The following is an 18,491-nucleotide window of genomic DNA, read 5'->3' on the forward strand; positions in this document are numbered from 1 at the left end:
ATACCCCGCGTACCAACGGCAAGGCCGAGCGGCTGGTCCAGACCTGCCTGCGCGAATGGGCCTACGCACGCTCCTATGCCAACTCCGAACAGCGCGCAGGCGCCCTCCCGGGCTGGCTGCACCACTACAACTGGCATCGGCTACACGCCAGTCTTGGCTACAAGCCGCCCATTACCCGCATCCCGCTGAACAACGTGCTGGGTTTACACAACTAGCCGTCTCGCACGGGAGCCTGTTGCTCCCGTGCGTCGCTCCAGCTTGATGCTTTGCCTATGCATGACCGTGGCTCTCGCGGCCTGCGACGCTTCGGAGGGCCCGACGGGCGTGGCAGCGAGCCCCGAGATATCCGACGAGGGCCCGGGTACTGCGGAACCGCCGGCCGCGCCGATTGCGGAGCAGGCCACGGCGCCGGCCACACCCACCAGCGCCGCTGGCGACACCGTCGGCGGTGACGGATCGCAGATCGTGCTGGAAGGCCTGGCGCCGGAGCACCTGGAGAGCGTGGAGCTCGCGGGCGAGTTGGCCTGCGGCTTCGCCGATACGGAAGGCAGGTCGCTGCTGGTGGCGAAAGCCGATGTGGTGCCGGACGGCGCGGTGCGGGCCGTGGTGAACCACAACGGCTATGTCGAACTGCTGGGCAACGGGCGTGCCGGCGGCTTCAATGACCTCTCCGACGGAATCACCCTGTCCGGCAAGGGCTTGACCCTCGTACTCGAGCGGGGCGAGCGCGTGCCCACCGGCAACGAAAGCACGGAGCATGCGGCGACGCTCAAGGTGCAGCGGGCGGATGGCGCCGAGCGGGTCTATCCTGGCAAATGGACCTGCGGTCCCTGAAAGATGCGCAATGGCCGGCTGAACCATTCAGTGCCGGTCGGCCCCACTCCGGACTCCGTCTCACAGGTTGAGACGGCTCTCCGGAAGATGGCCCCATGCAACTGAGCGAGAAACTGGGGCTGCTTGCGGATGCGGCCAAATATGACGCGTCCTGCTCGTCCAGCGGCGGCCGAAAGCGCGACTCCCGCGGCACGGGAGGCATCGGCTCCAACGAGGGCATGGGTATCTGCCATGCCTACGCCCCGGACGGTCGCTGCATCTCGCTGCTGAAGATCCTGTTGACCAACTTCTGCATCTACGACTGCGCCTATTGCATCAACCGGCGCAGCTCCAACGTGCGCCGCGCCCGTTTCAGCGTGGAAGAAGTGGTCCGGCTGACGATGGACTTCTACCGTCGCAACTACATCGAAGGCTTGTTCCTCTCATCGGGGATCATCCGCTCCGGCGACTACACCATGGAGCAGCTGGTCGAAGTGGCTCGGCGGCTTCGCCAGGAAGAGCGCTTCGCCGGGTATATCCACCTCAAGACCATCCCCGATGCCTCCCCCGAGCTGCTTGCCGCCGCAGGCCGCTGGGCCGACCGCCTGAGCATCAACGTGGAGCTGCCGACCGAATCCGGCCTGAAGGCGCTCGCACCGGAAAAGGACCAGCGCGACATCCGCAGGGCGATGGGCCGGTTGCGGCTGGGCATCGACGAGGCGAAGGCCGAGCGCAAGGCACCGCGCTTCGCGCCGGCGGGGCAGAGCACGCAGATGATCGTCGGCGCCGATGACGCCAGCGACCGCGATGTGCTCGAGGCCAGCGGCACGCTCTACGCGAACTACCGCTTGAAGCGCGTGTACTTCTCGGCGTTCAGCCCGATTCCCGACGCCTCCCGGGCGCTGCCACTGCGGGCGCCACCACTGGTGCGAGAGCATCGCCTCTACCAGGCGGACTGGCTGATGAGGTTCTACGGGTTCGACGTGGGCGAGATCGCGCCGGCGGGTACGGATGGGATGCTCGACCTGGAGGTCGACCCCAAGCTTGCCTGGGCACTGCGGCACCGGGAGCGGTTCCCGGTCGATCTCAACACGGCGCCGCGCGAGACTCTGTTGCGGGTGCCCGGCCTCGGCGTCGCGACGGTGAAGAAGTTGCTCGCGATGCGGGTGCAGCGCCGCGTGCGGTTCGACGACCTTGCAAAGCTCGGCGTGTCGGTACGCAAGGTGGGGCCGTTCGTGGTGACCGCCGACCATCGGCCGCGCGGCGACGTTGAAAGCGCGAGACTGCGGGCGGTGCTGGTCGACAGCGCGCCGCCGCGCCAGCCTGATCTGTTCGGCCACTGATGCACGCGGTGTTCCTGGCGGACGGCGCCGACCTCGCCGAGTGGCGGGCCCAGGCGCGTGCGCTGCTGGCGGCGGCGGTGCCACCCGACGCGGTGCAGTGGCAGGCCGGGGCACAGGGCGACCTGTTGGGCGCGGGGGCGGGGGAAGGTGCGCCATCGCCGTCTTCCACGGGAGCCGTGGCGCGCGTACCGCGCGATTTCGTCGCCCTTGCAACGCTGGTACTTGCGCACTCCGACCCCCGGCGACACGCGGTGCTCTACCGGTTGCTGTGGCGAATTACCCATGGAGAGCGCGCGCTGTTGCGCATCGCCACCGACGACGACGTGGCCTGGGCCGAACGTGCCGCCCGCGCGGTGCGTCGCGAGAAACACAAGATGAAGGCCTTCGTGCGCTTCCGCGAAGTCGCCGGAGCGCATGGGCCGGTGTTCATCGCGTGGTTCGAACCCGAGCACGACGTGCTCCCCCAGGTGGCGCCGTTCTTCTCCCGCCGCTTCGCCGGCATGCGCTGGTCGATCCTCACGCCACTGCGCAGCGTCCACTGGGACGGGAGCGTCCTGGTCAACGGTCCCGGCGCGCAGCGAAGCGATGCCCCCGGCGCCGATGAACTGGAAAATCTCTGGCGCACCTACTACGCGAACATCTTCAACCCGGCGCGGCTGAAGGTGGGTGCCATGGTGCGGGAGATGCCGGTGCGGTACTGGAAGAACCTGCCGGAGGCCGAGTTGATCCCGGGCCTCATCCGCCGTGCCGGCGCACGCATGTACGCGATGGTGGGCGCCGCGCCGACCCGGCCACGCAAGATGTTCCCGGCGCCCAGCGTGGAGGCCGCCGCCCCCGCCAGCGTCGGCACGCTGGAGGCGTTGAGGGACGAGGTCCTCGGGTGCCGCGCCTGCCCGCTCTGGGAGCCGGCGACGCAGGCCGTGTTCGGCGAAGGGCCCGCCGATGCCCGGGCAATGGTGGTGGGCGAGCAACCGGGGGACCAGGAGGACCTGCACGGACGGCCGTTCGTCGGCCCCGCCGGACAGCTGTTCAACCGAGCACTGGCGGAGGTGGGCATCGACCGCGGCACGCTCTACATCACCAATGCCGTGAAGCACTTCAAGTTCACCCCGCGCGGAAAGCGCCGGCTGCATGAGCGCCCGTCGGCGCAGGAGCAGGCGGCATGCCGGCCATGGCTGGAGGCCGAATTGGCGCGCGTGCGGCCCCGGTTCGTGTTGTGCCTGGGGGCCACCGCGGCCCGGGCGGTGCTTGGGCCGGGCTTCCGGCTGATGGAGCACAGGGGGCGCTGGCAACCCATGGGCGAAGGCGTGCAGGCACTTGCCACGGTCCATCCGTCCTGGCTCCTGCGGCTTCCCGCCGGAGAGCGGGAGGCCGCATGGCCCGCGTTCGTCGCCGACCTGGCACACCTGCGCGATGCAATGGAGCAGGCGCGGTCCGCTTAGCTGACGCAAGCAAGCTGACGGCTGCCGGATCGACCATTGGCGTGCCGATCCTCAGGAAGCGACAACCTCCCTCTCGAGCGTGTCACTCAGCCGTTGCTCGATCCGGCCCACGGCGGCATCCAACTGCTGGTGCAGCAAGTCGCTGAGTTGCAGGCACCACGTGTCCATCTCTTCCACCAGGTTGCGGTCCTCCCCCGAAAGCGTCGGGGAGGTGCGCAACAGGTACAGAGAGGTCAGGATCGGCTGGAACACATCCCGGATATCCCGCTCGGTCTCGGTGACCAGTGCCTGCCGGAACTGCACGTTGCGCAGGCGCGTGCGGGCGGCATCCAGGTCGTCGATGAGCTCCAGTTGCATGCCGATCATCTCCGCGAACAGCTGCAGCGACTTCAACACCCGGGTGTTGTCCACTGCCGCCGGACGGCTGTCGATGGCGCACAGGGTGCCGAAGAACTCGCCGCTGCCGCGGAAAATGGGCACGGACACGTAGCTCTCCAGTCCGTACTGGAGCGGGGTGTGGTGCCGGGAGAAGACCGGGTGCTCGCTGGCGTGGTCGAAGGCGACCGGCTGCTGGTGCTGGCGGATCTCGTCGCAGATCGTGGTCTGCAGCTCCAGGTCCCCGCCGGGCTCGAGCCCGAAACCGAGTTCGTCGAGCACCGCGCAGGCGGTCCAGCGTGTTTCCGTCACCCGGGCCACCGCGGCGAAGCGCATGCCGGTGATCTCCGCCACGGCCTTCAGAATGCGGGGCACCGCCTCCATCCGCTGGATACGGTCGACGTCGGCGTTCGTGGTCGTGTGTCCGTGCATGGGGCCGGTCCGGGTGGGGCAGGGGCAAAGATACCCGAACCGCTCTTGGGCGCCCCCTCAGGTGCATGGCCAAGTCCTGGAATTGCCACCTCGCCGGAGCGCCAAGCCTCCGGATCAGACCACTCCACGACGCCGCGTCCACGCGTCTCTGCGACCATGGGCCATGTCCTGGCGCTCGTCCACCCTTCTGTTACTGACCCTGTTTGCGACGATACCCGCGTGTGGCCAGCCGCCGGGCGTGCTTCCGAGCGAGAATGCCGACCGCGTCGCCACCGACCGCGCCGCCACGTCCTCGGTCCCCGCGATACCACGCGAGCCGCGACCGTCGGTCCAGGCGCTGCTTGAAGAAGCCGCCGCCATCGAGCCCCTGAAGGCGGTGGTGGTAGCGCGCGACGGTGAGGTCGTCGCCGAACGCGGCTATGGCGGGACGGAGCCGGGGACTCCCGCCAACATCAAGTCGGCATCGAAGACCGTGATGTCTGCGCTGGTCGGGATCGCGATCGACAAGGGCGTGCTGGAAGGCGTCGACCAGCCGATCGCGCCGTTGCTGCGGGATGAACTGCCGCCCGACCCGGATCCGCGGCTGTCACGCGTGACCATCGGCCACCTGCTGTCCATGCAGGCGGGCCTGGAACGCACGTCAGGGCCTTACTACGGGCGCTGGGTAACAAGCCAGAACTGGGTCCGGTCCGCACTGGCGCGGCCGTTCGTGGACGAGCCGGGTGGGGCGATGCTGTACTCGACCGGTTCGACCCACCTGCTCTCGGCCATCCTCACCCGCGCCTCGGGCCGGTCGACACGGGCACTGGCGCGCGAGTGGCTGGGGCCGCAGGAGGGTTTCCAGATCACCAGCTGGGACCGTGATCCGCAGGGCATTTACTTCGGCGGCAACAACATGGCGATGAGCACGCGCTCGCTGCTGGCTTTTGGGGAGCTGTACCGCAACGGTGGTCGCGCGCGGAACGGCGAGCGCCTGTTGCCCACCCAATGGATCGACGCATCCTGGGAGCCGCGCACGGCGTCGCGCTTCACGGGCGACTCTTACGGTTACGGCTGGTTCCTGCGCGACATCGCAGGCGAGCCGGTGAAATACGCGTGGGGATACGGCGGACAGATGCTCTACGTGGTGCCGTCGCTGCAACTGACGGTCGCCATGACATCGGACGACAGTGAAGCGTCGGCACGGACCGGCCACCGGGACGACCTGCACCGGCTGATGGCCGGGATCATCGAATCGGTGCGGGCGGAGGCCGCCACAGGCTGAGCGGCCGCGGCAATGGTCCGGCGAGGCCTACGCCCGCCGCTTGTGGAAGTACACCTTCTCGGCCGCCCAGCGCAGCGGGGGCGAATGCAGCAGCAGGTCGAACGGCCAGTCGAACTGCAGGCGGTCGTAGGCCCAGCGCAACGCGCGCTTGGCGCGGAAGCGGGGGGCGGCGTCGATGGCGAGGGGTTCCGCCGGTGGCCCCCCGTCCCTCAGGTGGCCTGCGATGGCACGGCCGACGGTCCAGCCATGCTCCCAGGCCGAATGGATGCCGCCGGCGGTGACCGGGGAGACGATGCCGGCGGCATCGCCGATGAGGATCACCCGGTCGCGAGCCATGTCGAACACCGGCCCTCCGCACGGGATAAGCCCGGCACGGGTGTGGCCGGGCTTCAGCCGGCGCGGCAGTCCGCCGGCCTGGCCGACGCGCAACAGGAAGCCATCGATGTCCGGCACGCGTGCGTTTTCGGGGTCGTGCCGCAGGGCGAGCCCGGCCTGGATCCCGGTAGGGCTCTGGGCGATCCATCCGATGTAGCCGGGCGCATAGCGCTTGCTGATGAAGCAGTGCAGGGCACCAGGGTGCTCCAGGGTGGCGCCGGGGAACTCGTATTCGATGCCGTAGAGGAACTGGCGTACCTCGCCCAGGCCGCAGCGTTTCGCCACGCGGGACCTGGCGCCGTCGGCGCCGACGAGATAGCGGGTGGCACCGACCCCCGCGACCTGCCAACCGTTCGGCGTGGGCTCGGCACTGGTGAACGAAGTGCCGAGCCGGAGGTCCACCCCATGGCTGCGCATCTGCCCGGCCAGCCATCGCATCACCGCGGGGGTGTCGGTGGTGAGGAAGTAGTAGCCCGGTGCGGCCAGCGCCACCTGCTTCAGGCTCGGCGCGTACAGGCGCACTTCCTCGATGCGCCGTGTCATCGATGACGGCACCTGGTTGAGCAGGGTCTGCTCGGCGGCCTCCTTGACGATGATCCCGGTGGTGCGGAGCTTCTCTCCCGGGTCCTGCTTGCGCTCGAGCACGCACACGCGCAGGCCGCGCTGTACAGCAGCGATCGCGCAGGCCGCGCCAGCGAAGCTGGCACCAACGATGACGACGTCGAAGTCTGGGGATGGGTCCGGGTTATGCATGGCGTCCGCGTGTCCTGGAGTGCCACGACGATGACGACGGCATGCGGGGCGACGATGGCGCCAATGTGAAGCGAGGGCGAAGTGGATGCCGTCGCCGCGGCGAGGCGTCGGCCTACCCGGCGGCAACCAGGGCGGAAGTCGGGCACGCCGGTTGTTCCAGCCACTCGACGATGGCCGGCGTCAGCAGGTCGAGCCGCATCGGCAGGCTGAGGTGATCCTCGCCGGGGATTTCGAGGTAGCGGGCATGCGGAGCAGCGGCCGCGAGGGCGCGCCCGTGGCTCACCGGCACGTGGCGATCGGCGTCACCGTGGACCAGGAGCGGGCAGGGCACCCGGGCGAGCGCGGCGCCGACGTCCACCTCGTCGAGTGGCAGCTCCAGACTCCGGCCCGCCTGGGCCACGGCCTCGTCCAGCACGTCGGCGTCCAGCCGCCAATGCATCCATTGCCGCGCCAGCCAGCCGGAAGGGGGGGCGGGTGCCTCCGTGAGCATGTAAGGAACCATGTCCCGGATCGCAGTGCCGGCCGCCGAGAACGACTCGAGAGCGACGATACGCCGGGCGTTCAGGCGTGGGTCGGCGCCAGCGAAGATCGCGGTCGCCGCACCATAGGACACTCCGAGCACGTGCAGTGGGCCGACGATCTCGCCGCGTTCGCGCAGCGCCACCACGACATCGACCACGTCCGCGGCTTCGCGCGTGCCATAGCCTGCCGGAGCCTCTCCCGAGCGACCGTGGTTCCGCAGGTCGATCGAGATGGTGCGGTAGCCCGCTTCGCCCAGGCGCAGGGCCCAGGGCAGCATCGAATCGCCGTGCATCATCCAGCCGTGCAGGAGCACCACCGTGCCACGGGGGGCAGGGGGCTGTCCGGCGGGAACGTTGAACTGCAGGTCCGGGAATCCATCGGCTGCGGACTGTCCTGCCGGCCATGACATGCGCAGGCCGTAGTCGCCCGGATCGATCGCGCGCCAGAACACATCGACACCCGCTCGCGTGGAGACGTGGCCGCCACGATCTGGCAAGCGTGCGAGGGCCGCATCGATCGGGCCGGATGGCAACAGGGGCGATGTGCCTCCCGGCGCTACCAGGTGGCCGGCGAGGGCACCGGCAAGCCCGGGCCAGGCAGAGAATCCCGCCACGAGCAGGCAGGCGGCAAGCAGGAAGGCAACGCGCAGCATGGAAGGTATGTCTGGGATGGCCGGGCAGGCTATCGGCGTGGCGCGCGAGCGCGCTACCGCATCATGATGACATTGGCATGACAGGAGGGCGTCGGTTCAGGGACAGCCTCGCGCGCGCCAATGCCCGTGTGCGGTCTACGGTGTCCTGACGTGCCGCCCACGGGCGGTACCCCAGTCTTGGGCGCGCCCTGTCTTGATCGCGAGTTGTACATGCCCCCGAGGATCCGCACGTCCGGTTGCCTGATCAGCATCGTCGCTTCGATTGTCCTGACCGTGGCGTTGAACCTGTTGCTGCGGGCGTGCACGGGATGATGGCTCCAGGGGAGCGACGCGCCCCTCGGGTCCGCATCGGTTGCGCCGGCTGGTCCATACCTTCGCGTCACCGGTATCTCTTCGGAGAAGGCGACAGCCATCTCTCGCGCTACGCCACGCGATTCGACGTCACCGAAATCAACTCGACGTTCTATCGGCCACACCAGTCGCGCACGTTCGAGCGATGGGCCGCAAGCGTTCCCGCACGGTTCCGCTTTTCGCTGAAGTTGCCCCGGCAGATCACGCACGAGGCGCGGCTCCTGCAGACCGGCGACGCACTGACCCGGTTCTTCGACGATGTCTCGGGGCTTGGCAAGAAGCTGGGTGGGGTGCTGGTCCAGCTGCCGCCGAGCCTGGCTTTCGATGCGCGGGTCGCCGACCGGTTCTTCGGCATGGTGCGGCGCCGCTGCGATGCACCGGTGGCGTGTGAGCCGCGCCATGCCAGCTGGTTCGAACCGGGCGTCGATGCACTGTGGGATCGCTATCGGGTGGCACGTGTTGCCGCTGATCCGGCCCGATTGCCGGCTGCGGCCTTGCCGGCTGGCGCCCGCGGCCCGGCGCGCTGGAGCTACTGGCGCTGGCATGGATCGCCGCGCATCTACTACAGCCGCTACGACGACGAGACCCTGCAGTCGCTGGCCCACGACCTGTGCGGGCAGGGAAGGCCGCGGTCACCGGCGTGGTGCATCCTCGACAACACGGCGCATGGACACGCGATCGAGGATGCCGCCCGCCTGCAGGACCTGATCCACGGCATCATGGCTGCCTCGAGCCCGTAAGGCCATTCGGATGCCGTTGATCCTGTTGTTGCCACTTTTCTTGCCCTTGCTGCTCGCGCTGGCGGTGCTGCTGATGCCGCTGTCGATGGTCCAGCGCTATCGCCGCGGGCGTGCCCGGCGCCGCGTGCAGCCGTGGGTAGTCTCGGCGAACGCGTGGCTGCTTGCGGTCTCGGTGCTGGTATTCCTGGCCGGTGCCGCGGCAATCGGCTATTGGGTGGCCGATGCGTTGAGGGATGCGGCGGTGGGGCTGCTGGTGGGCATCCTGGTGGGCATGGCTGGCCTGAGGCTGGACAGGTTCGAGATCCAACCGGAGGGGCTGTTCCGTACGCCCAACCGCTGGCTGGTCCTCGGGCTGTCGCTGCTGTTGGTGCTGCGCATCGTGCTGGGGATCTGGCTCGCCTGGGGTGACGCGCAGGCCGACACCGGCGCACTTGCGTTGATCACCCGCGGTGGCTTGCTGGCGGTCGGTGGCGTCCTGTTGGGGTTTGCGCTGGCGACAGCATGGGGGCTGCGTGCACGGGTCTCCCGGCTGCGGCGCTGAAGGACGCGCGACAGGCACTCGTTTGCGGCATGGGCCAGGCGGATAATGTCCGGCCCCGCGCCACGGCACTCCCATGTCCGATCCAGCCACCCCCGCCGTCGTGACGACTCCGGCCCCCGAATCGCCATGGTTCGAGCCGCGGATACTCATCCCGCTCGCGCTGCTGACGCTCTACCTGGTGTGGGGCTCCACCTACCTGGGCATCATCATTGCGCTGGAAAGCTATCCGCCGTTCCTGCTGGCGGGGGTGCGCTTCATATGCGCCGGCGTGGTGCTGTACGGGTTCCTCCGCTGGCGGGGACACGCGCCGCCGACCCGGTTGCAGTGGCGCAACGCGGCCATTACCGGCGTGCTGCTGCTGGGCTTCGGCAACGGGCTGGTCTGTTTCGCGGAAGAGCGGGTGAGCTCCGGCATCGCCGCCGTGGCGGTGTCGAGCATGCCCCTGTTCGCGGCCTCCTTCGGGGCGATGTATGGGCAGTGGCCAACGCGACGGGAGATGGTCGGCCTGCTGGTGGGGTTCGCGGGCGTCATCGTGCTCAACCTGGGCAGCGGGCTGTCGGGGGAAACCATCGGCGCCATCGCGTTGCTGACGGCGGCGATGTGCTGGGCCTTCGGCTCGGTCTGGAGCAAGCGCCAGGACATGCCGTCGGGGCCGATGAACACCGCTGCGCAGATGCTGTGCGCCAGTGTTGCGCTGCTGGGGGTCGGTTTCGCCACGGGCGAGGAGCTGCCGTCGGATCCGACCCTGCGGGCCACGTTGGCCCTGGCTTACCTGGCGGTGTTCGGGTCGATCCTGGCGTTCAGCGCGTATCTGTACGTGCTCAGGCACGCCCGGCCGGCGGTCGCGACCAGCTATGCCTATGTCAATCCACCGGTAGCGGTGTTGCTGGGCGTCGTGCTGTTGGGGGAGACCGTCGGGCCGTTCGATCTGGCGGGCATGGCGATCATCCTGGTGGGCGTCGCCGTGATCACGCTCGCCCGGCAAAAGAAGGGCGCTCCTCCAGGGAGCGCCCCGCGTGTCTCCTGAGCACCCGGAAGTGCTGCGGCCGCAGTGCTATCCGACCTGGATCGAGCCGCGCATGACCGCCCAGTGGCCCGGGAAGCTGCAGAAGAACTCGTACGGGCCATCGCCCTGAATGTCGCTGACCGGGAACGTGACCGAGGTGCTCTCGCCGCCACCGATCAGCTCGGTGTGGGCGATGACTCGCTCGTCGTTCGGATCCACGTAGTCGCCGTCCACGCCTGCCGACATGCCGGCCTGGGCAACGGCCTCGCGGTCGGCAGCCTTCGAGATCACCACGTTGTGACCCATCGCGGCCACCGGCATCTGTCCGGTGTGCTCGAGGGTGATGGTGAACTCGCTGCACGACGAGGGCACGGTGATCGACCCGACGTCGAACTGCATGGCGTCGTTGCCTTCGATGGTGGTGCTGCAGTCGTTGACCACGGCGGCGGGCTTGCCGTTGTCGGCCGGCGCCGGGGCGCTGGCGGCAGGCGTTGCGGTGCCAGCATCCGCTGGAGTGGCAGCGGTCGGCGGCGCGTCCGTGGATGCCGTGTCCGGGGCCGTGGTGGTGGCCGGTGCAACCGGCGGATCGGAAGCCGGCGGCGCGTCGTTCCCACAGGCGGCCAGTCCGAACAGGCAGGCGGCGGCAAGAGCGGTGATCTGGGTGTTGTTCATGTGGAAGTGCCTCCATCAGGTCTTCAGGTGGTGCCGGGCGCCTGGAGTCAGGCCCGCCCGGCGGCGAAGCGGGTCCGTTGTAACGTCGTGGCTGTAAGGCCGAGGTGAGCGCTGCGCATGTGTCGCGCGCGTGTTTTGCGGGGCAGTGGCTTGGCCGCGGCGTTGGCCCCCTTCATCATGGGCGGCCCTCGATACCGCGGAACCTTGACCATGGCCCACGCATCACCGTATCCGATCGGCACCCCCGGCACCCCTTGGGGTGGTGCCGAGTGCGCGGAATGGCTGTCGCGCCAGAGCCGCCAGCGCAGCTACAGGGAAGATGTCCTGGCGCCGCTGGAGCAACTGGAAGGGCGCTTCGAGGTGCTGGAGTACGGCCAGCTCGACTATCCGCCCGAATCGTTGCCGCTGGTCGCGGTGAGGAGCCTGGAATGGCGCGACGACCTGCCGATCGCACTGGTGACGGGTGGCGTACACGGCTATGAAACCAGCGGCGTGCATGGTGCGTTGCAGTTCCTCCGGGATCGGGCCGCAGGCTATGCCGGCCGCCTCAACCTGCTGGTCGCGCCTTGCGTCAGTCCATGGGCTTACGAGCGCATCCACCGTTGGAACATGCACGCGGTGGATCCGAACCGCTCCTTCGTCACCGACAGCCCGGCCATGGAGTCCGCCGCGTTGATGGCACTGGTAGCGCCGCTGCAGGATCGGGTGCTGGTGCACGTGGACCTGCACGAGACCACCGACAGCGACGAATCCGAGTTCCGGCCGGCGCTGGCAGCCCGGGATGGCAAGCCCTACGAGCCGGGGGAGATTCCCGACGGCTTCTACCTGGTGGGCGACAGCGTGGACCCGCAGCCGGAATTCCAGCAGGCAGTGATCGATGCGGTGGCGAAGGTGACACACATCGCTCCTGCCGATGCCAACGGGGAGATCATCGGCTCGCCGGTGGTCGGGCGTGGCGTCATCAACTATCCGGTCAAGCAGCTGGGGCTGTGCGCAAGCCTGACGGATGCGCCCTACAGGACCACCACCGAGGTCTACCCCGACAGCCCGAAGGCGACGCCACGGCAGTGCAACGACGCGCAGGTCGCGGCCATCTGTGCCGCGCTCGACTTCGCATTGGCCCATCCGCGCGGTAGATGACCACGCTGCGTGGACGCCTGCTGGCGTAACAGGGGCTGCTCAGGTCTTTGGGCAAGGAGCTCCCCATGTACTCCGGACAACGTTCCCCCGCGCTGATGGTGACAGCGGCCCTGATGGTCGCCATTGGCCTTGTCCTGCTCGTCGGGGGCATCCAGTTGATCGCGCTCGGGGGTTCCTGGTACTACGCGATCGCAGGTGCCGGTTTCCTGGCAACCGGCGTGCTGTTGCTGGTGCGCAAGCCCGCCGCACTGTGGCTTTACGCCGTATTGCTGCTCGGCTCGCTGGCGTGGGCGTACTGGGAGGCCGGGCTGGACTGGTGGCCGCTGGCCGCGCGCCTGGGCGTGCCGTTCCTGCTGGGCTGTTGGCTGCTGACACCGTGGCCGCGAAGGGGCCTGTTCGACAGGCGCAATAGTCCGGAGCCGGTGCAGCATCGTGCGAGGTCGAAGGGCGGTTGGGGCGCGGTGTTGGTTGCCGCCGGGCTGGTGCTCGCAGTATCGATCGCCTCATGGTTCAACGACCCGCATCGCATCGAAGGCGTCGTGCCGCAGGTCGCCGACGGCCCGCCCGCCGTTACCGAAGGGGTGCCGGCGGGGGAGTGGCACGCCTACGGCAGGACCGGCCATGGCCAGCGCTACTCGCCGCTCGACCAGATCACGCCGGAAAACGTGGACGAGCTCGAAGTCGCCTGGGAATACCGCACCGGAGATGTCCGCGGACAGCCGGGCGACCCGGTGGAGACGACCTTCGAGGTCACTCCGCTGAAGATCGGTGATCGCCTGTACCTGTGCACGCCGCACCAGTCGATCATCGCGCTGGATGCCACCACCGGCGAGGAAGTCTGGCGGGTCGACCCGCAGATCCAGGGCGAGCTGGCATTGCAGCACCTGACCTGCCGCGGGTTGTCCTACCACCCGGGGCCGACGAGCGACGCCTTGGCGGCGGGCGAGGAGCCCAGCGTGAACGCAGCCACGCCCCAGGACGCTGCACCGACCAGAGCGGTCGAAGACGCTCCGGCCGCGGCCACCACCCGCCAGACGCCCTCCGGCGCGCCGGTTGCCGCCTTCGACCTGCCCACCACCGACGATTGCACCGCCCGCCTGTTCATGCCGACCGCGGACGGACGCGTGATTGCGCTGAACCCGGACGACGGCCGCATCTGCCGCGGGTTCGGCAACGGCACGGGGCAGATCGACCTGTGGGCGAACATGCCGCACGTGAACCCCGGTTCGTACTACTCGACCTCGCCGGCGGTGGTCACCGAGTCGCTGCTGATCATCGGCGGCACGGTGCTCGACAACGTATCCACCACCGAGCCCTCCGGCGTCATCCGTGCATTCGACGTGGATACCGGCGAGCTGGTGTGGAACTGGGATCCGGCCAATCCCGGCCAGACCGACCCGCTGCCGGACGGCCAGACCTACACGCCCACCTCGCCCAACAGCTGGTCCATCTCCAGCGTCGACGAGAAACTGGGCCTGGTCTACGTGCCGATGGGTAACCAGCCGCCCGACCAGTGGGGCGGCAACCGCAGCCCCGAGGTCGAGCGGATTTCGTCCTCGGTGGTGGCCCTGGACCTGGAAACCGGCGCGCTGCGCTGGGTCTTCCAGACCGTGCACCACGACCTCTGGGACTACGACGTGCCCTCGCAACCGTCCCTGATCGACCTCACCATCGACGGACGGCAGGTGCCTGCGCTGGTGCAACCGACCAAGCAGGGCGAAGTCTTCGTCCTCGATCGCCGCAGTGGAGAACCGCTGCTGCCGGTGACGGAAAGGCCGGTGCCGCAGGGCGCGGCGGAGGGTGACTGGGCGGCGCCGACCCAGCCGGTCTCCGCGCTGTCCTACGATCCGCCACCACTCCAGGGCCGTGACATGTTCGGCGCCAGCCTGTTCGACCAGATGGCCTGCCGCATCTCGCTGCACAAGCTGCGCTATGAAGGTCGCTACACGCCGCCCAGCGTGGAAGGTTCGCTGATCTACCCGGGCAACTTCGGTGTGTTCAACTGGGGCAGCGTGGCGGTCGATCCGGTGCGGCAAGTGACGTTCACCACGCCGGCGCGGCTGGCATTCGTGTCCAGGCTGATCCCGCGCGAGGACGACTCGACGCTGTACGTCAACGAGCCGGCGGATGCCAAGGACGCGCCGCCGCATAGTGCGCTGCCCAACCTCAACGAGAACTTCGGTGCGCCCTTCGCGGTGGAGATGGGACCCTTCACCTCGATGCTCGGGCTGCCCTGCCAGGAGCCACCGTGGGGTTTCGTGGCGGTATCGGACCTCACCACCGGCGAGCACATCTGGCGCCACAAGAACGGCACCGTGCGTGACGCGTCGCCGCTGCCGCTCCCCTTCGAGATGGGCGTGCCCAGCCTGGGCGGCCCGATCATGACCGCAGGTGGGGTCGCCTTCCTTTCCGGCACGCTCGACTACTACGTGCGTGGCTATGACGTCGATAACGGCGAGGAGCTGTGGCGTGCACGCCTGCCGGCTGGCGGACAAGCAACGCCGATGACCTACCTGGGCAGTGACGGCCGGCAATACCTGCTGGTCATCGCCGGTGGCCACGGGTCCATCGATACCAGGGCGGGGGACCACGTGATCGCGTACGCCCTACCATCGGTCCAACGTTGAGCGGGAATCGAACATGAAGAAGGCGACCGGCGTCATGTTGGTACTTGCGGCGGTGTCGGCGTTACTCGCCGGCGCGTCGTTATGGTGGTGGATCCAGCTGATGCAGGCGGACCTGCCGGCCTGCATGGCCGAGGCGACACCCATCGGCGTGGACTGCACGCACGCCCCGCAGCTGCTGGCGGCACTGGTTTTCACCGTGTTGTGCCTGAGCCTGCTGCTGGCGCTGTTCATCCGCCACGTGCGCGTGCGGATGGCGCGGATGCGGGAGGAGAACCGCCTATGAAGATCGAAGGTTCCTGCCACTGCGGACAAGTCCGCTTCAGATGCGAGGCGTACGCGCCCGTGCCGTTCATGCAGTGCTACTGCTCGATCTGCCGCAAGACGGCAGGCGGCAGCGGTAGCGCGATCAACCTGGGTGCCTACGCCGACACCTTGCAGGTCGAGGGGAAGAAGCACCTGGGCGTCTACCACGCCCGAATCCCGGAAGAGGACGGGGGCTGCCGTATCAGCTCGGGCCAGCGGCACTTCTGCACCGGATGCGGCAGCGCGCTTTGGCTGTACGACCCGGAATGGCCGGAGCTGGTGCACCCGCATGCCTCGGCCATCGACACGCCGTTGCCGGCGGCCCCTGAACGCGTGCACATGCTGCTCGACTCGAAAGCGAACTGGGTGCTGGTGCCTGACGGGGAGGATGACCGGCATTTCGATCACTTCCCGGAGGAGTCGCTGGAACAATGGCATCGCCGCCAGGGCCTGCTGGACGCGCGTGGCGGGGACGGAAAGCCGGGGCCGTGACTGTCCGGGTTCACTACGCTTGAACCCCGCGCTCCCTAGGGTGTGGCCTCCCCCGCAACAGGAGCATCCACATGGCTGGATCCAAGCGAATCGCCATCCTCGCCACCGACGGTTTCGAGCAGTCCGAGCTGATGGAGCCGCGCAAGCGCCTCAAGGACGCAGGCTTCGATGTCGATGTCATCTCACCCAAGTCCGGCGAGATCCGCGGCTGGAAGGAGAAGAACTGGGGCGACACCGTGCCGGTGGACGTGGAGCTGTCAAAGGCCTCGCCCGGCGACTACGACGCGCTGGTGCTGCCCGGCGGCCAGATCAATCCGGACCTGCTGCGCATGGAGTCTGCTGCCGTGGATTTTGTCCGCGCTTTCGACAAGGCCGGGAAGCCGCTGGCCGCCATCTGCCATGGTCCGTGGTTGCTGGTGGAGGCGGGTGCCGCCAAAGGGCGCGAGGTGACGTCGTGGCCGTCGGTCAGGACGGATCTGGAGAACGCCGGCGCCCGCTGGAAGGATGCGGAGGTGGTGACGGACGGTCACCTGATCACCAGCCGCAAGCCCGACGATATCCCGGCTTTCAGCGACGCGGTCGCCAACGCACTGCGCTAGGTGGCCACGGGCGGCAGCGGCTAGCGACGCAGCTGCCGCCGCGCACGCGCACCTGGGTCGACACCTGCTAACGTTGCCGACCGGATAACAAGGAATCGCCCGTGCACGAACCCATCCAGAACCAGTTCGACATCACCGAGCTCGACCTGCCCGACATCCTCGGCACCATCCACGAGGAGGTCCGGGCGCGGTTCGGCGAGGGCAAGGTGGCCAACTACATCGATGCGCTGGCCCATGTTCCGCTCGACCAGTTCGGCATGGCGCTGGTGACGCGCGAAGGTCACGTGTTCGAGGTCGGCGACTCGCGCGAGGCGTTCTCGATCCAGAGCATCTCCAAGGTGCATACGCTGACGATGGCGCTGGATGCGGTCGGCGACGCGCTGTGGGAGCGGGTGGACCGCGAACCGTCCGGCGACCCGTTCAATTCGCTGATCCAGCTCGAGTACGAGAAGGGCATCCCGCGCAATCCCTTCATCAACGCCGGTGCACTGGTGGTGGCCGACGTGATCCTGTCGAACTACGACAAGCCCGAGGAGGCGCTGCTGAAGTTCATGCGTGCGCGTTCCGGCAGCGAAGACGTGGGCGGCGATGAAGTGGTGGCGAAGTCCGAGCGGGAGAGCGGCTATCGCAACATCGCCACCGCCAACTTCATCCGCAGCTACGGCAACATCAAGAACGATGTCGATGCGGTGCTGGACCTGTACTTCCTGCAGTGCTCGTTGCGCATGAACTGCGTGGAGCTGGCCCGCAGCGTGAGCTACCTGGCCGGCAAGGGGCGCTGCAACGTGTCGGGTGAGCAGGTGGTGAGCTGGCAGCTTGCCACCCGCATCAACTCGCTGATGATGACCGCCGGCACCTATGACGCGGCTGGCGATTTCGCCTTCTATGTCGGGCTGCCCGCCAAGAGCGGCGTCGGTGGCGGCATCGTTGCCGTGGTGCCACACGTCATGAGCCTTTGCGTGTGGTACCCGGGGCTGGATGATCAGGGCAATTCGATACTTGGGCGCTTCGCGCTGCATCGTTTCGCCCAGATGACCGGGTTGTCGGTGTTCTGAGCCGGGTCAACAGCCGAGCGCTGCGCCGACGCGCGCGTGTGCGGCCTTGATGTCCGGCAGGCTGCCTCCACCATCGACCAGTTCGAACGGGCGGCCGATGATGCACAAATGGGCCAGCAGCGACTCCGGTGATTCGCCACCGACATCAAGGAGCGTGGTCTCTGCGGTCTCCGCCACCAGCACGCCGCACCACTCGGGGATCGCCGCGGCGAGCTCTTCCACGCCACCCTGCAGCCGCACGGTGATGCGGTGGTCGAATGGTGACCAGGCGACGGCGCGGCGGATGTGCGTCAGGAAATCGTAGCCGGCATCGCGAGATGTGAAAGCCGGGCCGATGGTGATCGGCGCGGCGATGCGATCGGTGCGGAAGGTGCGCCAGTCGTCGCGGTCGCAATCCCACGCGGCCAAGTACCAGCGTCGCCCGTAGTTGATCAGCCGGGCCGGCTCGACCTTGCGGTCGCTCTCGCTGCCGTCGTGGCTGCGGTATCGGAACCGCAACTGGAGGTGGTCGCGACAGGCGGCGGCGATGGTGGCGAGCACGTCGGCATTCACGAGCGGCCCCGACACGTCGACCGACATCGTCACTTCATGCAACGCGCTGGCACGACGGCGCACGCGCGCGGGCAGCCACTGGTCGAGCTTGGCCAGCAACTCGCGGGCCGGCTCTTCGATGCCGGCCATCGTCGCGCTTGCCGCACGCAGGGCGACCGCGAGCGTCACGGCTTCGGTGTCATCCAGCGTCAACGGTGGCAGGATGGCACCGCGGCCGAGCGAATAGCCACCGCCACGGCCGGACGAGGCTTCGAGCGGGTAGCCGAGGCTGCGCAGGCGGTCGATGTCACGCCGCAACGTGCGGGCGTCGATCCCGAGGCGCGCGGCCAGCTCCGGGCCGGGCCAGTGGCACCGGGACTGGAGGAGTGAGGCAAGCCGGAGCAGGCGGGCAGAGGTGGACAGCATGGGATCGCTTCGGTCGGTTCCGACGACTATGGAGGAC

Annotated in this window: 19 protein-coding genes; 14 read left to right on the forward strand and 5 right to left on the reverse strand. The window is 68.4% G+C overall.

Translation table 11 applies throughout. The annotated features are described in order from the left end of the window. From B5D37_RS13755 to B5D37_RS13770, 4 genes are all read left to right on the forward strand, one after another. Positions 1-215 (forward strand): integrase core domain-containing protein (locus B5D37_RS13755; protein ID WP_143814335.1); only part of this gene is annotated, 215 nt, incomplete at its 5' end. Between the two features lie 61 nt (positions 216-276). Continuing rightward, the gene (locus B5D37_RS13760; RefSeq protein ID WP_078759311.1) at positions 277-834 is read left to right on the forward strand and encodes a hypothetical protein; all 558 of its coding nucleotides are present in this window, start codon (positions 277-279) and stop codon (positions 832-834) included. A gap of 95 nt (positions 835-929) precedes the next feature. Further along, positions 930-2,156: a putative DNA modification/repair radical SAM protein gene (locus B5D37_RS13765; protein ID WP_078759312.1), complete on the forward strand. Its 1,227-nt coding sequence runs from the start codon at positions 930-932 to the stop codon at positions 2,154-2,156. Then, the gene (locus tag B5D37_RS13770; protein WP_078759313.1) at positions 2,156-3,598 is read left to right on the forward strand and encodes a UdgX family uracil-DNA binding protein; all 1,443 of its coding nucleotides are present in this window, start codon (positions 2,156-2,158) and stop codon (positions 3,596-3,598) included. The genes B5D37_RS13765 and B5D37_RS13770 overlap by 1 nt, the downstream gene beginning before the upstream one ends. A gap of 51 nt (positions 3,599-3,649) precedes the next feature. Here the strand turns inward: B5D37_RS13770 and B5D37_RS13775 are convergent, their stop codons facing one another. Continuing rightward, positions 3,650-4,405, reverse strand: coding sequence for a GAF domain-containing protein (locus B5D37_RS13775; RefSeq protein ID WP_078759314.1), 756 nt, complete (start codon positions 4,403-4,405; stop codon positions 3,650-3,652). Positions 4,406-4,643: 238 nt separating this feature from the next. On the opposite strand from B5D37_RS13775, the gene B5D37_RS13780 reads away from it, so the two are divergent. Further along, the gene (locus B5D37_RS13780; protein WP_200809257.1) at positions 4,644-5,669 is read left to right on the forward strand and encodes a serine hydrolase domain-containing protein; all 1,026 of its coding nucleotides are present in this window, start codon (positions 4,644-4,646) and stop codon (positions 5,667-5,669) included. Between the two features lie 27 nt (positions 5,670-5,696). Here the strand turns inward: B5D37_RS13780 and B5D37_RS13785 are convergent, their stop codons facing one another. Continuing rightward, on the reverse strand, positions 5,697-6,797 hold the full coding sequence (locus tag B5D37_RS13785) for an NAD(P)/FAD-dependent oxidoreductase (RefSeq protein ID WP_078759316.1): 1,101 nt from the start codon (positions 6,795-6,797) through the stop codon (positions 5,697-5,699). 112 nt (positions 6,798-6,909) lie between these two features. Further along, complete coding sequence (locus tag B5D37_RS13790; protein WP_078759317.1) at positions 6,910-7,971, reverse strand: alpha/beta hydrolase; 1,062 nt, start codon at positions 7,969-7,971, stop codon at positions 6,910-6,912. A gap of 308 nt (positions 7,972-8,279) precedes the next feature. Between B5D37_RS13790 and B5D37_RS13795 the strand changes: the two genes are divergently transcribed. From B5D37_RS13795 to yedA, 3 genes are all read left to right on the forward strand, one after another. Beyond that, positions 8,280-9,062, forward strand: a complete 783-nt coding sequence (locus B5D37_RS13795) for a DUF72 domain-containing protein (RefSeq protein WP_078759318.1) — start codon at positions 8,280-8,282, stop codon at positions 9,060-9,062. Positions 9,063-9,072: 10 nt separating this feature from the next. After that, a complete protein-coding gene (locus B5D37_RS13800) occupies positions 9,073-9,603 on the forward strand; it encodes a DUF1453 family protein (protein ID WP_078759319.1) in 531 nt (176 codons plus the stop codon). A 73-nt stretch (positions 9,604-9,676) separates the two neighbouring features. Further along, entirely contained in the window at positions 9,677-10,630 is a 954-nt protein-coding gene (yedA, locus tag B5D37_RS13805) for a drug/metabolite exporter YedA (RefSeq protein ID WP_078759320.1), read from the forward strand. A 27-nt stretch (positions 10,631-10,657) separates the two neighbouring features. On the opposite strand, the gene azu is transcribed toward yedA, so the two are convergent. Further along, positions 10,658-11,281 (reverse strand): azurin, encoded by a 624-nt coding sequence (gene azu / locus B5D37_RS13810; RefSeq protein ID WP_078759321.1) that lies wholly within the window; start codon positions 11,279-11,281, stop codon positions 10,658-10,660. Between the two features lie 210 nt (positions 11,282-11,491). Between azu and B5D37_RS13815 the strand changes: the two genes are divergently transcribed. The 6 genes from B5D37_RS13815 to B5D37_RS13840 all read left to right on the forward strand — a co-directional run bounded on the left by B5D37_RS13815 (position 11,492) and on the right by B5D37_RS13840 (position 17,497). Then, positions 11,492-12,421: a M14 family metallopeptidase gene (locus B5D37_RS13815; RefSeq protein ID WP_078759322.1), complete on the forward strand. Its 930-nt coding sequence runs from the start codon at positions 11,492-11,494 to the stop codon at positions 12,419-12,421. A gap of 65 nt (positions 12,422-12,486) precedes the next feature. After that, positions 12,487-15,048: a glucose/quinate/shikimate family membrane-bound PQQ-dependent dehydrogenase gene (locus B5D37_RS13820; protein ID WP_078759323.1), complete on the forward strand. Its 2,562-nt coding sequence runs from the start codon at positions 12,487-12,489 to the stop codon at positions 15,046-15,048. Between the two features lie 13 nt (positions 15,049-15,061). Next, on the forward strand, positions 15,062-15,331 hold the full coding sequence (locus B5D37_RS13825) for a hypothetical protein (protein ID WP_078759324.1): 270 nt from the start codon (positions 15,062-15,064) through the stop codon (positions 15,329-15,331). Beyond that, positions 15,328-15,843 carry a GFA family protein gene (locus B5D37_RS13830; RefSeq protein WP_078759325.1) on the forward strand — a complete coding sequence of 172 codons (516 nt, stop codon included), beginning with the start codon at positions 15,328-15,330 and terminating at the stop codon, positions 15,841-15,843. Before B5D37_RS13825 ends, B5D37_RS13830 begins: the two co-directional genes overlap by 4 nt. 71 nt (positions 15,844-15,914) lie before the next feature. After that, the gene (locus B5D37_RS13835; RefSeq protein ID WP_078759326.1) at positions 15,915-16,442 is read left to right on the forward strand and encodes a type 1 glutamine amidotransferase domain-containing protein; all 528 of its coding nucleotides are present in this window, start codon (positions 15,915-15,917) and stop codon (positions 16,440-16,442) included. Positions 16,443-16,543: 101 nt separating this feature from the next. Beyond that, positions 16,544-17,497 (forward strand): glutaminase, encoded by a 954-nt coding sequence (locus B5D37_RS13840; protein WP_234987910.1) that lies wholly within the window; start codon positions 16,544-16,546, stop codon positions 17,495-17,497. A 6-nt stretch (positions 17,498-17,503) separates the two neighbouring features. Here B5D37_RS13840 and B5D37_RS13845 read toward each other — a convergent pair whose 3' ends face one another. After that, a complete protein-coding gene (locus tag B5D37_RS13845) occupies positions 17,504-18,454 on the reverse strand; it encodes a helix-turn-helix transcriptional regulator (RefSeq protein ID WP_078759327.1) in 951 nt (316 codons plus the stop codon). Between the last annotated feature and the right edge of the window lie 37 nt (positions 18,455-18,491).

This window comes from Lysobacter spongiicola DSM 21749, from assembly GCF_900167055.1.
Lineage (GTDB): Bacteria > Pseudomonadota > Gammaproteobacteria > Xanthomonadales > Xanthomonadaceae > Novilysobacter > Novilysobacter spongiicola.